Annotated in this window: 2 protein-coding genes; both read left to right on the plus strand. The window is 47.9% G+C overall.

Features of this window, described 5'->3' with window-relative positions; all coding sequences use genetic code 11:
• Window positions 1–98 precede the first annotated feature (98 nt).
• On the plus strand, window positions 99–1,178 hold the full coding sequence (locus tag B9A91_RS10985) for a helix-turn-helix domain-containing protein (protein WP_144008898.1): 1,080 nt from the start codon (window positions 99–101) through the stop codon (window positions 1,176–1,178).
• Window positions 1,179–1,314: 136 nt separating this feature from the next.
• Window positions 1,315–15,981, plus strand: coding sequence for a DUF7507 domain-containing protein (locus tag B9A91_RS23960; protein WP_144008899.1), 14,667 nt, complete (start codon window positions 1,315–1,317; stop codon window positions 15,979–15,981).
• Window positions 15,982–16,019: the final 38 nt, after the last annotated feature.

Below are 16,019 nucleotides of genomic sequence, written 5' to 3' on the forward strand. Positions count from 1 at the left end.
ACCCGGTATTCATTACAATTATTGGCTCAATTTTTATCCTGTGCCTGGCCATAGTAAAACTGCTAATTTTTGGCAGGGAACGGCTATATTTAAACCTTTTGCTATGTTTTGCCATCTTTGGCGTGATCTGGTACGGCTTTATTTATGTGCTTACCAATTCCGGATTGATAAGAGAATATCCAATATTATTTAATAAAGGCCTGCCGGTCTATTACCTCATTGCGCCCTGCTTTTTTCTGTACATCAGGGGGTGCCTGGATCCGAAACATGCGAGTTTTAAACCAAAACATCTGCTGCATTTGTTCATTGTTGTTCCGGCGCTGGTTTCCATTGCGCCCTATACTTTTGCCAATGCGGCTACTCAGCAATGGGTAGTAAACCAGATACATAGCAATGTAGGCTTTGCTTTTAGTGACAATAGGTATATTGTCCAAAATTGGCATTGGACTACTTTTCCGCTATCAGCTTTACTATATACGCTATTGCAATTCCGCCTTGCTGTCCTATCGGCAAAGGCAAAAAAGTTTCCAGGAAAGACGATAACCTGGATTCTTGCGTTTACCACTATTTGCGGTGTCATTTTTTTTGGAATGCTTACCGTGAATATAAGTATCCTTGCAAATTTCGATGATGCCTGGCGCATCCTGAAATCAGGAAGACTGGTGTTCTTCCTCGGACTAACCCTCCTGGTGCTAAGTGGCTCTTTTTTCCTAAGCCCGGCCCTTATCTTCGGTTTTGTTCGTGTGAAAGCTAACGGATATACCAGGGCCAGAGCGCGGTTAAGCCGGCAGGAAAACGAATTCAGTGAAAACCGAGTTAAATTGTATGACAATGCGCTTGTTGCCAGGGTTGAAGATTACATCAGGCAAAGCCAGGTTTTCAGAAAGACCGGGCTTACGGTAAGTGACCTTGCTTCCCAGCTGGAAGTGCCCAACCATAAATTGTCCGACCTTTTCAATAACCACTATAAGCTTAACTTCAACACCTATATTAACAATATGCGTGTCCTTTATGTAAAAGACCGGCTTGAAGCGGGGGAATGGAAACAATTTACTTTAGAGGCAATTGCCCAGGATGCCGGATTTTCCTCCCGGAATACTTTTTCGCTTGCATTTAAAAGGATAATAGGGGTAACACCATCCAATTACCTGACCGCGCTGAAAGATAAAGCCGCTTAAATACATGTCCTGATTTTCAAAATCAGTGCATTAAAAGCCTTTTGTTACGCAATAAAAGCAGATTTATTCATGAATTTTTGCAACGTGGAAACCTCAATCCCTTTCCACGTATAAGCCAAACATTGTAACTGTTTTCATGAACAAACGTCTTCTTCTTTTTTTTATTGCGCAGTTTTTTACCTGCGCTGCAGCCTTCGCGCAATTTACCTTAACCGAGAATTTTAAGAAAAGTTATGCCCCTGGCATTGTTATGGGGGGCGATGCCATTTTAACCTCGGGTAGTGTTGACAATGTAAATCAGGGATGGTTGAGACTTACCCCGAATATTGGTAATAAAAGGGGATATGCTTATATAGATAAGGCATTTCCATCGACTTTGGGGGTGTTGCTTGATTTTGAGTACAAAACCTGGCATGATGACAATAACAGCGGTGCAGATGGCATCGTGGTTTTCTTGTTTGACGGTTCCGTTACGTCCGGTCAATTTGTATTGGGAGGTACAGGTGCAGCGTTGGGTTATACACCGAGAACGGATGTTACCCCAAGCCAAGCCGGTTTGAAGGGGGCTTACCTTGGTATTGCCCTGGATGAGTTCGGAAATTTCTCTGCCGCCGCCGGGACGCCCGGGGGCACTGCGCCAGGGCTTACCGCTCAGCAAAGACCTAATAGTATTACAGTAAGGGGCAGGGAATCGGACAATTACAGAATATTGGCTACTTCGAACCCACCGGGCGGTACACAGATACAGTATACTACAAACACGGCAACCAGACCTGCTGATGCTTCGTTTTACCGTAGGGTGCAGGTAGAAATAAAACCGAACGCTACCGGTAAATATGATATCATCGTAAGATGGGCTACCACGCCTACCGGAGCCTTAACACAAGCATTCAGCTACACGCTGGTCGATCAGCAGGGAGTCAGCTATACGCCTCCTTCTACTTTGAAAGTCGGTTTCACTTCTGCTACGGGTGGTTCACAAAACAACCACGAGATCCGCAACCTCACTGTAACTACTCCGGGAAACGTGAGGGTTGGCAAAAGAGCAGATAAGGATGTACTGCGGACAATTTCCAGCGGAAATGCCAACCAGGTCACTTATACCGTTGAAGTTGTAAACGATAATAGCGTTGCACTTAATAATATAGAATTTAAAGACAGGTTAACAGATGCCAATGGTGTTCTGATTCCATTAAGTGCGTTTAACATTAGCAGTGTAAGTCATACCGGTTTCCTGGCAGGTACTACGGTAAACAAAACAGGTACAACGAATGAGCTTCTGGGCAGCCTGAACATGGCCGCGGGAGCAACAGGAAAAATTACGGTTACCGGAACTTTAAGTGCGGTACCCGCAGGGAACACGCTTCGAAATACGGCGACAATCAATCCGACAGACATTACAGACCTGGACCCGGACAACAACGTTGCCGAAGTAAATACTCCGGTGCTTGCTGAAAACGTGGACCTTACGATTGCGAAAACTGTGGGCGTCCCATGTCTTAATGCGGCAAACGGAAATGATTTTAATGTCGTCGTTTCCAATGTAGGTGCGGTGGCCACCTCTGGAAATAAGATCGTGGTAACCAAAACCTACCCAACCAGCTATACTTTTACTGCGCTTTCCAACCCCAACTGGACTTTAAGCGCAAGGACTACCTCCGGGTCGAATTATGTTTACACTTATACGTATACAGGGGGTAATCTGGCCTCAGGGGCAAGCGCTTCGCCAATAAGCTACCGTATTAAAGTTCCATCAGGTGTAAGTTCCTACCCTGACGATATACAGGTAAATTATTTAAATAACGCTAATGCAAATATAGAAGTTGCGGCCAACCAGGGCAACAATACCGCAAGCAATACCATTGCAACAGTTTCGGCCAAACCAGCAGCGGTTGCAACGGTTACCTATTGTCTGAATTCTACGGCAGCAGCACTCTCTGCCACGCCAACAAATGGCAATACTTTATTGTGGTACAGGACCAAGGGCGGGGTATCATCTTTAAATGCACCGGTACCTAGTACCACAACCGCAGGAAATACCAGTTATTTTGTTACCCAAACCAATGGAAGCTGCGAAAGTGATTACGCCGAAATTGTAGTTACTGTACAGGCCGCAGTTAATGCCGGTGGCATTGCAGGCAATCAAACCATTTGCAATGGTTCGGCGCCTGTGGCCCTGACCTCTTCAACGGGAGGTAGCGGCGGTACCTCCGGGGCGACGGCAGCTTACAGATGGGAACAGTCTGCCGATGGCGGAACTTCCTGGACGGCCATACCCGGTGCAACCACCACCACCTATGCGCCGGCAGCGCTTACAACCACCACACAGTTCAGGAGGGTTTACAGTACAACACTAAATGGTGTGTCTTGTGAGGCCGCTACCAATCCTGTTACCATTACGGTTCAGAACATAACTGGTGCCGGAACCATTGGTGCCAATCAAAGTATCTGTACGGGAACAGTCCCGGCGGCCTTTACTTCAGTTACCAATGGAAGTGGATCAGCCGGTGCTACACTCAGTTACAAATGGGAAAGTTCTACAAACGGGACCTTATGGACAACCATTAACAATGCAACATCGGCGGGCTATACCCCAACTGCGGCCTTAACCGCAACAACCCAGTTCAGAAGGACGACAATCTCTACACTCAATAGCGTTGCCTGTTCTTCAGTGCCATCCAATGTAGTTACCGTTACGGTTAACCAGGTCCCTACCACTGCAAACGCAGGTCAGGATGCAGAACAGTTTAATTCCGGCGTGTTTACTTTACAGGGCAATGCACCGGCTGTAGGAACGGGTTTGTGGACCGTAGCAAGCGGAATAGCAACTATTGATGATCCAGCTAACCGCAATACTACTGTGACCATTGCAGAAAACACCAGCGCAACTTTAAGGTGGAGCATCAGTAATGGCCCTTGCGCTATTTCTGCCGATGATGTGAAAATTACCTATACCAAAAGGGCCGATTTACAGGTGAGCAAAACGGTTGACAAGGCAACACCAAAAGTTGGAGATAACGTGACTTTTACCATAACAGCTAAAAACAACGGGCCAAGTGATGCGAGCGGGGTTAAGGTTACAGATATTTTAAAAGCAGGCTATACTTTTGTAAGCAGCTCTTCAGCAAATTATACTCCTGCGGACGGGGTATGGCTGCTGGGTAATCTCGAAAATGGCGCGGCCCAAAGCCTTACCGTCATTGCACGTGTGAATGCCAATGCCCTAGCCTCAGATTATAGCAATATTGCCAGTATCTCCGGGGGAGAAACAGATCCGGACGGGAGCAACAATACCACAACTTTAAATACAGTTGTCCCTGTTCCTTCGGCAGATATTGAAATCAATAAAACCGCCACACCAAAACCTGCAGTTGCAGGTCAGTCCCTTACCTATACCATTACTTTAAAAAACAACGGGCCTAGTACGCTTAAAACTTCTGATGTTTTTGTGGTTACAGAAAACCTTCCGGCAGGGTATACGGCCAATGCTTTTACCCCTTCGGCGGGAACGTTTAACCCGGCTAATGGAAACTGGAACGGACTGAACCTGGCCGCAGGCCAGCAGGCAACTTTAAGCATTGCAGGAACAGTTGCGGTAGCAGCTAGCGGAACATTGACCAATACCGTTTCGGTTGCTGTTCCGGCCACAATTTCAGATCCGAACATCAGCAACAACAGTAAAACCGACAATACGGTAATTGGCCGGCAGCTTGATCTGGGCATTAGCAAAACATCGTCGCCAAAACCTGTAATTGCAGGTAACAACTTAACCTATATCCTTACTTTAAGCAACAATGGCCCTTCGGCTTTACTGGTATCAGATGTTGTAAAACTGAATGAAAACTTTCCCGCAAATTACACCGCCTCAACCTTTACCCCATCGGCCGGGGTTTTTGACAAGAACACCGGAAACTGGACCGGGTTAACCTTAACCCAGGGACAAACTGCAACTTTAACCATTACAGGTACTGTGGCAGCAAATGCTGTAGCAACGCTGAGCAATACCGTGAGTATTACTGCCCCAGCTGGCACTACTGATAACAATACGGCAAACAACACCGCTACCGAACTGACTGCAGTTAGCCGCTCTATTGATTTTGAAATCAGCAAAACCGCAACGCCAAAACCGGCAATAGCTGGTGAAAACTTAACCTACACCATAACATTGAGCAACAAAGGTATAAGTGCAATGAGTGCTGCCGATGTTTTAAAGGTTACCGATGTCCTGCCCCCGGGCTTTACCGGGGCCAGCTATAATGCGTCGGCAGGTACTTATAATGCGGCCACAGGAGATTGGACCGGTTTAACCCTGGCCAGCGGGCAAAATGCCAGTTTAACCATTACCGGGAAAGTGGCTGCGAGCGCCACCGGCACGCTGACAAACAAAGCCGTTTTAACCGTACCTGCCGGAATAACCGATCCGACCGGAACCAATAATGAATCGACAGACAATACCACTATTGTGGCCAAGCCTGTTCTGGCCATTACCAAATCGGGGGCTTCAGGCTTAACAGCGGGCTCCACGGTAAATTACACCCTCAAAATTGTAAATACCGGAAGCAGTGATGCCATCAATGCACAGATCAATGATGCTGTTCCTGCATCGGTAGAAAATGTAACCTGGGCCGCTACACCTAATGGGGCTGCCACATTGGTTTCCGGAGGCACCGGGAATGGCAATGCTGTAGCACTGAGGGCCAACATTCCGGCAGGAAATGTAAATAACTATATCAGCGTCAACATCAGCGGAACATTAAACCCGGGGGCTGCGGGCAATATCATCAACACCGCTTCGGTGCTGCCTGCAGAGCCTCAGGGCTCGGGGAGCAACTCCTCGGTAAATGCCAACGTAACCAGTTCATCCGGAATTGTGGTGTCAAAAGCAGGCGCATCTTCGGCCGCAGCCGGAGACGCGATTGCTTACCGGATTGAAGTTGGAAATAACGGGCCAAGTAATGCAACAGGAGTTCAGATCGCAGATCTCGTTCCGGCGGCATTGACCAACGTGAGCTGGACAAGCCAGGTTCAGGGTGGAGCAGCCATAATCAGCGGGGCTGCCGGCTCAGGAAACAACATCAACCTGATTGCGAATGTACCGGCTGGTGTACAGCATAAAGTCATTTTGAATGTAACAGGAACAGTAAAGCCCGATTATGCAGGTTCCATTACAAATACTGTTGTTGCCACGCCACAGGAAGCGGGCAGCACACCCATACAGGCGCAGGCAGTAACCGGTGTTAACAGCAGGCCGGTGTTTACAATTGTAAAAAATGGCCCTACTACGGTAATTGCCGGTAATGCCATTGCCTATACCATTACGGTAAGAAACACCGGTCCTTCCAATAGTTTGAACACGGTAATTACCGATAACATTCCTTCTGGTATTACCAATGTAGCCTGGACAAGCAGCGTTATAGATGGTACCGCCAGCATTACCACCGGGGCAAGCGGAACGGGAAATGCCCTGAGCATGACCGGAAATTTTAATGCGAACAGTACCATACAGATCAATGTAACCGGAAAAGTAAGCTCAGGACTGCTGGGCAATATCACCAATTCGGCAACCGTTAGCCCGGCCGAAGCTGGTGTTGTACCGGTAACTTCAAATGAAGTGAAGACTTCAGTAAATACAAAATCCGGATTAACCATAGCCAAGAACGGGCCATCCTCGGTGATCTCCGGTACCAATATCACCTATACCATAGAAGTTGGAAATATCGGGCCAAGCGATGCCCTGAATGCAGCAATTACCGATTTAATTCCTGCAGAAATACAAAACCCTTCCTGGACCACCGCTACAACGGGTGGCGTAATCATAGTTAGCGGTGGGACCGGGAATGGGAACAACCTTCAGACTGTGGCCAATATTCCGGCCGGAGCAGGCAATAAAGTAGTAATTACCATTACCGGCAAAGCAAGTGCAGGCTATAATGGAAGCGTAACCAATACCGCAAGCGTAACGGCAAGCGAGCAAAACAGTGCTTCTCCACAATCCTCGGTTACCACCACGATCAACAGGCTGCCCGCGGTATCAATTACCAAAAATGCCCCTTCTTCGGTTATTTCGGGAGCCAGCATCAACTATAGTATCGATGTTATCAATACCAGCACTGCTGATGCGCAAAACCTGGAGATCAAAGACCTTGTTCCGTCAGAAATCAGCGCAATAAGCTGGACGGCCACTGCAGCAGGCGCTGCTACGATAAACGGAACTGCCTCGGGAACTGGGAATAGCATTGTTTTCACAGGAAATATCCCCGCTGGTGCAGCAAACAAAATCACACTGCATATCAGTGGAAAGGTTAGCCCGGCCTACAATGGCATATTGAGCAATACGGCAACGGCAACACCTGCGGAAACCGGTACTGCAGCAAAAACCTCTACGGTTAATACAGTTGTACAGAAAATGCCGGTACTTTCCATAGAGAAGACAGGGCCGGAAAACATCAGTGCAGGTCAAAACATCAGCTATACTTTAAAAATTAAAAACAATGCTACTGCAGATGCCGATTTGGCCGCCATTACAGATAATGTTCCTGCTGCTATCCAGAACGTCACCTGGTCTGCAACGGCAAGCGGCGCAGCGAGCATTAATGGCCCGGCAAATGGTAACGGAAACAACATCAGCCTGCTGGGCAATATCCCATCGGGAACGGGAAATGAAATTTTGGTTACCATAAATGGAAAAGTAAGCCCATCTGCAAATGCCAGCCTCTTAAACACGGCAACAGTTACCCCTGCGGAAATTGGTGCTGAAGCTAAAACATCAAATACCATAACTACCCAGGTCAGCAAAACACCTTCAGTTAGCTTGATTAAAACCGGCCCGGCTACAGCCAAAGCAGGGGAAACGATTACCTATATTATAGATGCGGTTAATGCCGGCCCGTCTAATGCCGATAACCTGGCGATAGCGGATGTGCTGCCTGCAGTTCTAACCAATGTTACCTGGACTGCCCTGGCCAGCGGAAACTCAACTGTTGCCGCAGCTTCAGGTACTGGAAACCTGGCCTTAAACGGAAACCTGAATGTAGGTGATGCCAACAAGATCAGGGTAATCATTAGCGGAACCATACCGGCAAACCAGTTAAATACAACCATTTCAAATACAGCGACAGCAACTCCGGAAGAGACGGGCCTTACGATCAGTTCCAATGCGGTCAATACGGTTATTGCTAACAGGAGCAACATTTCCATCCTAAAATCAGCTCCTGTGTCTGCTAAGGCAGGCGAGCTGATAAACTATACATTACTGGTAAAAAATACGGGGCCAAGCAATGCTTTAAATGCAAGCATCGCCGATGCTGTTCCGGCCGACATTCAGAATGTAAGCTGGACGGCTGTTGCAAACGGAACTGCAAACATCACTTTTGGTGCTTCGGGAACAGGAAATGCAGTGAATGTTAAAGCCGATCTTCCTGCCGGGGATGCCAACACTGTTCTGATCCAGATAACGGGGAAACTCAACCCGGCATTTACCGGTATATCGATCAGCAATACTGCTTCGGTTACCCCTGCTGAGGCCGGAAACCCTGCGGTTAATTCCAATGTTGCGGTTACTTCAGTAAGCAAACAGGCAGACCTGAGAATTTCAAAAACCGGTCCGGCAACCCTTTTTGCCGGTGAACAGGTCACTTATACCATTTCTGTAGAAAACCAGGGGCCGGGAGATGTTACTGACGCAACGATCAGCGACATGCTTCCTGCGTCCATCATCAATGCCAGCTGGACTGTTGTGACTCAAGGTGCTGCCACGACTAACCTAAGCAGCGGAACCGGAAACCTGAACCTTAACGCAGCTTTGAAGGCGGGAGGAACAGATAAGGTTATTGTTACTTTGGTTGGTACGGTAGATCCGGCTTATCAGGGCGCCGATGTGATCAATACCGCTACTGCGGTACCGCCATCAGGGGTTACAGACCCAAGTCCGGCCAGTGCTGTGGTAACTACGGCAATTGCACGAAAAGCCAATGTAAGGATGGTGAAATCCGGGCCGGCAAATGCGAAGGCCGGTGAGGAAATAGCCTATACCTTAAAAATTACAAACCAGGGCCCAAGTACGGCCACAGGTACAACGATTATTGATAACCTGCCGGCGGGTATTGCCCCGGGATCTGCAACCTGGACCGCCACCGCTACTCCGGGGTCCAGTGTAAGTGCAGCTTCGGGAACAGGGAACATTAACCTGACAGCAGATATTGCCCCGATTTCAGGCGTTATAGAAATAAAGATCAAGGCTTTGGTAAGCCCTTCGCTAACTGACGCTGCTTTGATCTCAAATACGGCAACTGCCGCGGTTGCTGCCGGCATTACAGATCCGGAACCCGCAAACAATACCTCAACATTTAGTACCATTATAGATAACGACCCGAATTTTACGGTAGCCAAATCCGGACCTGCAAACGCAAATGTAGGCGATCAGATCACCTATACAATCCTGGTTAAAAATACCGGTTCGGGCGATATTACCGAAGCCTTTATTGTAGATAATGTGCCAGACGATGTTGAAGTACTTAACTGGACGGCAACTGTCAATGGTACCGCTTTGATTAAAGCCGGTTCGGCATCATCGGGTACAACGAACAATGTGTATACTGTTGCAGATATTCCTACAGGTAATAACAGTGTATTGATTACCATTAACGGACTGATCAAACAAAGTGCCGGTTCTACCTTCACAAATAAAGCGGAAGCAACTTCAGGCGTAGTTAAAGGCAGTTCGGTCTCCACAAGTGTTAACCGCTCAACCGATATTGCGGTGATCAAAGCTGGTCCTCAGACTGCCTCTGCCGGCGAGCGCATGACCTACACGATAAATGTGTACAACAATGGCTCGGTTGATGTTGCCGGTCTGGTGATTACAGACAATGTGAATGCCTTGCTTACAGATGTAAGCTGGACGGCAACCGCAACAGGCTCGGCACGGATCAGCTCGGTACCAAACGGTACAGGTAACAATGTACAGTTAACCGCAGATATTTCCGGTGGCCAGGATAACTACATCACGGTTACCATTAATGGAAAAATTCCTTCGAATGCTGTTTTAGGCCCTTTGTCCAACACCGCAACGATAACGCTGCCTGCAGGTGTTACAGATTACAATATGGCCAACAATACCTCGCAGGTAAGCACGGCTGTCATTAGTAACCCAACCCTGGTGGTACAAAAAACAGGGCCTGCTACAGCTGCTGCAGGAAACCAGATCACCTACAAAATTAAAGTAGACAACACCGGTCCAAGCGATGCCGCTACGGTAAATATTGCAGACCTTTTACCGGCTGAACTTACTGCCATACAATGGCAGGCTTCAGTTGATGGTACAGCCGCAAGCATTACCGGGGCAAACAGCGGAACAGGAAATGTGGCTGTAAATGCCGGTATCCCTGCTGGCGCACGTGTGGTGGTAGATTTGACAGGTACCATTAACCCTGATTTTGCAGGAACCATAAAAAACACCGCAACAGCTAAAATAGGCAGCAACCCTGCAGTATCCTCACCAGAAATCAATACTGTTGTCGATAAATTAACAAACCTGACCATTGTTAAGTCTGCCGCAAATGCTTTGAGTGCCGGACAACCGATTGTTTATACCATTGAACTGGGTAACAACGGCCCGAGCAACGCTTTCGGAGCAGTATTAACGGATAACATTCCGGCGGCCATCCTTAACCCAGCCTGGTCTTCCAGTGCTTCGGGGGGTGCTATGGTTACAGCAAATGGCACAGGAAGCGGAAATACGCTGTCCCTGACCGGAAATATTCCGAAGGGCGGAAAGATCTATGTTACCATTAATGGTACATTAGCTGCCAATGTAAGCGGAAACGTTTCAAACACAGCAACAGTTACCCCTTCGGAACCAGGAAACCCTCCTGTTGTTTCCACCCCGGCTGTTACCGCAGTAAAACAGACACCTGGGCTGCTGCTCACAAAATCTGCCCCAACGCTTTCTTCTGGTGGCAGGAGCATTACCTATGCTCTTAAGCTGAGCAATTCAGGGCCTTCTGATGCAACGGGAACGATTTTAACGGACGCCGTTCCTGGGAATGTTGAAAATGTGAGCTGGACCAGTAGTACTTTGAATGGGGCAACGGTCCTCTCCGGTGACACAGGTTCAGGGAATAACGTATCCTTAACCGCCAACATTCCTGCAAACGGAAGTATAGATGTCCTGATCAGCGGTACAATTAACCCATTGTTCAAAAATACGTTGGTCAATACAGCCACTGCTATGCCATCAGAACCAGGTATTCCGAAAGTTCAAAGCACAGCTTCCACATCGGTTACACCGGCAGTAGATTTTGCGATCTCGAAAAGCGGTCCGGCAAATGTATCTGCAGGCGAAACGATTAACTATCAGGTTGTAGTTAAAAACAATGGCCCGAGTACGGCATTGAATGCGCTGATTGCAGATGTTGTTCCGCCAGAGATCAGCAACGTAAACTGGACGGCCACTGCAGAAGGTGCAACTGCAATTTTATCTGCAGATCAGGGCACAGGCAATAACATTTTAGTAAATGCCGATCTGCCATCAGCAGCGGCCGATCGTATTGTGATAAATATTACCGGAACGGTTTTATCTTCATTTAATGGAACCATCAGCAATACCGCAAGCGTTACCCCTGCTGAAACCGGAACAGCCGTAATTTCTACACCCGTTACAACGGTGGTGAACAGGCAGCCTGTAATTAAGGTTACAAAAGGAGGTCCGGCCATATTGAAGTCTGGCAACAGGATCAGCTACCTGATTAAGGTAGTAAATGAAGGGACAGCTGACGCGCTTAACCTGGCCATAAACGATGCTGCACCAGCAGTACTTACCAATGTAAGCTGGACTGTAGAAAACCTTGGAGCAGCAACAAGTTCGGCAACCAGCGGCTCTGGTGACATCAACATCACAGCAGACCTTCCGGCAGGGGCTGCAAATGCGGTTAACATTTATGTGAGTGGAGAAATTCCGGCTGCTTTTGATGGTACAATCCAGAATTCAATCACTGCGCAGCCTTCAGAGAGCGGGGCTTCAGGCTCAACATCCTCGGTGTCAACCACAGTTTACCGCTCGGCTTTAACGCTGGTTAAAACGGCTTTAAATGCGGTAAGCAAAGCTGGTGACATCATCAACTACGAACTGAGCATCAGCAATACCGGCACCTCTGTTTTAACAAACCTGGTTATTGAAGACGCAGGCGCAGATGCAGGTAGCATTACACCTGCAGGTATTGCATCGCTGGCAGCAGGGGCTACCGTTAAGGTGGCCGCTAAACACACGCTTAGCCAGGCCGATGTAGACCAGGGCAGGTTCAGCAATAGTGCTTCAGTTTCGGCAAAAGCCCCGGACGCTACTGAAATCAGTGATATTTCCGGAAACACAGCGGGAGATGATTTGCCTACGGTGGTACAAATTACACCAGCCCCGGGGCTAACACTTGTTAAAAAGGTAAGCGGAACTGTTCCAAACCAGGCCGGACAGATCATAAACTATGATCTGACGGTTAAGAACACAGGTAATGTTACCTTAAGCAATTTGCTGGTAACCGATGCGAATGCCGTTGTTTCCGGTAGCCCGATCATTCAGCTGGCACCTGGCGCAAGTGCCGTTGTTACGGCAAGCCATGTGCTTACACAGGCCGATGTAGATGCAGGGACCTATGTTAACACTGCAGAAGTTACCGCCAGTCCGGCTATAGGGACTAATGTTTCCGATAAATCCGGAACAGCGGAAACAAATGATGATCCGACGGTAAGTACGATTGTACCTGGCGGAAGCATGAGTCTGACCAAAGTTGCAAACAATACCGGGAACAAGGCTGGTGATGTGATCAATTATACCATAGTCGTAAAAAATACAGGAAATGTCACTTTAAGCGATGTCGTGGTAACTGACACAGGAGCCGACGCGGGATCTGTTCTACCTGCAGCCATAGCTGTTTTGGCACCAAATGCAACGGCAACCTTAACCGCCCGCCATACCTTAACCCAAAATGATGTAGACAATGGAAGTTACAGTAACCAGGCAGCTGTTACTGCGCGGGATACCAAGGGAACACTTGTTGTAACACCTAAATCGGACGATCCGAATACACCGCAGGCAGACGATGCAACGGTAGTGGGCATTGCAGAAAACGGAAGTATGATTTTGACCAAAGCTGCTGACAATACAGGGACCCAGGCTGGTGATGTGATCAGCTACACGATAACGGTTAAAAATACCGGCAACGTAACTTTAAACAATATTGTAGTGAGCGATCCTGGTGCAGATGCCGGATCGGTAAGCCCTGCAAGCATCGCAAGTCTGGCGCCAAATGCAACTGCTGCGGTTACAGTAAAACATACTTTAACACAGGCAGAGGTAGATGCAGGTACATTTAGCAACCAGGCATCGGTTTCTGGCAATACGCCAAATGGAACTGTAATCAGTAAGCTTAAATCCGATGATCCGAATACACCGGAATTGGACGATGCGACGGTAATTACAGTTGTACCTAACGGATCAATGCGTTTAACCAAGGTTGCCGATAATACCGGAAGCAAAGCCGGCGATGTGATCAATTACACCATTGTGGTAAAAAACACGGGTAACGTAACTTTAAGCAATATTGCTGTGACTGATGCTGGTGCGGATGCAGGCTCAGTAAGGCCGGCGGGCATCACCAGCTTAGCCCCGGATGCAACGGTTACAGTTACCGCAAAACACACCTTAACCCAGGCCGAAGTAGATCATGGCAGTTACAGCAACCAGGCTTCGGTTATAGCAAAGGATCCTAAAAACACGAGCATTTCAACACCTAAGTCCGATGATCCGAGTACACCTGCAGTTAACGATGCTACAGTGAGTACCATTGCGCCAAACGGAGCGATGCGCCTGACCAAAGTCGCCAATAATACGGGTACAAAAGCAGGCGATGTGATCAATTATACTATAATAGTCACAAATACAGGCAATGTATCTTTAAGCCATATTGCTGTGACCGATGCCGGTGCAGATGCCGGATCGGTAAGCCCGGCAAATATTGCATTGCTGCTGCCAAATGCCACGGCGACGGTAACCGCAAAACATACCTTAACACAGGCTGAGGTAGACAACGGCAGCTATAGCAACCAGGCCTCTGTCACTGCAAAAGATCCTGCAGGTGCGGTGATCTCAGGTCCGAAATCCGATGATCCGAATACCCCGGCAGTTGAGGATGCCACAGTGAGTGCCATTGTTCCAAACGGAGCTATGCGCTTAACCAAAGTGGCAGATAATACGGGTGCAAAGGCCGGTGATGTGATCAATTACACCCTAGCGGTGACCAACACGGGTAACGTAACTTTAAGCAATATTGTGGTAAGCGACCCGGGTGCAGATGCCGGTTCAGTAAGCCCTGCAATCATTGCCAGCTTAGCGCCAGGTGCTATGGCTACAGTTAGGGCCAAACATGCCTTAACCCAGGCTGAGCTCGACAATGGCAGTTACAGTAACCAGGCCTCGGTTGCTGGCAACACGCCTAAAGGGATAACCATCAGCAATCCTAAATCTGACGATCCGAATACTCCTGCGGCAAATGATGCAACAGTCGTTAGCCTCACTTCCAGTCCGGCCATTACCCTGGTTAAAACCGGTATTGTAAGTACGGATGCCAATGGTGTAAGCTATAGCTTCATCATCAGGAACACAGGAAACGTAACACTATCGGCCATTACCATCAGTGATCCGAAAATCGGGCTGACCAGAACAGTTTCAGGACTGTTGGCGCCGGGGATGTCGATTACAGAAACAGCGGTTTATACTTTAACACAGGCCGATAAAAATGCCGGGAGTGTAAGCAATAGTGCAACAGTTGTGGCACAGGCACCGGGCGGACAAAGCGTAAGTGATGTATCCGGAACTGCCGAGAACAACAATACAGCAACGGTAACGCTTATCCCTCAGAAGCCTTTGATCTCCCTGGTTAAAACAGCCAGTTTCAGCGGAAATAAAATCACCTATACTTTTACCATCAAAAACATAGGAAACATTACTTTAAACACCATCGAATTAACCGATGTTAAGCTGGGAATAACCAGCAAAGCGATAGCCAATAGCTTGTTGCCTGGTGCTTCCGTTGTAACAGCAGAGGTCTATACTTTAAGCCAGACCGATAAAGACCTGGGCCAGGTGAGCAATACCGCAACTGTTCAGGCTAAAGATCCTTCAGGTGCTTCGGTGCAGGATGTATCCGGAACGGCGGAAGGGAATAACACGACCACAGTAACTGTGGTTCCAAAATCACCGGTTGCTGTTGACGACAAGTTAGAAACCAAAGCCAACAGCCCTGTTGTGATACCGGTGCTCAACAATGATGATCCGGGGAATTCAAGCTTTGATCAGTTGACCGTTGAAATCGTAACCCAGCCTCAGCATGGTACAGTAAAAGTGAATACTGATGGAACGGTAACCTTTAGCCCTAATCCGGGTTACACCGGTGCAGATGCTTTCCAGTATCGTGTAAAAGATGCCTTTGGGTATTACACGAATTTGGCTACGGTAACGATCAATTCAAACTTCTTCGAGATCCGTGTACCTAATTTGTTTACGCCGAATGGCGATGGAATAAATGATACGTTCGAAATCAGGGGACTGAACCAGTACCAGGACAATGAGCTGAGCATATTCAACAGATGGGGCAATGAGGTTTTCAGACAGAAGGGTTATCAGAATACCTGGACAGGAGAAGGCCTAAATGAAGGAACATATTATTATGTCCTGAGGGCAAAGCGTATTGGAAGTAACCAGTATGAAGTTTTCAAAGGTTATGTAACCCTGATCAGAGCATTTAAAAAATAGGAAACAGACAGGTTGGGCTTTTAATAGCCCAGCCTGAT

The sequence above is a fragment of the Pedobacter africanus genome, from assembly GCF_900176535.1.
Lineage (GTDB): Bacteria > Bacteroidota > Bacteroidia > Sphingobacteriales > Sphingobacteriaceae > Pedobacter > Pedobacter africanus.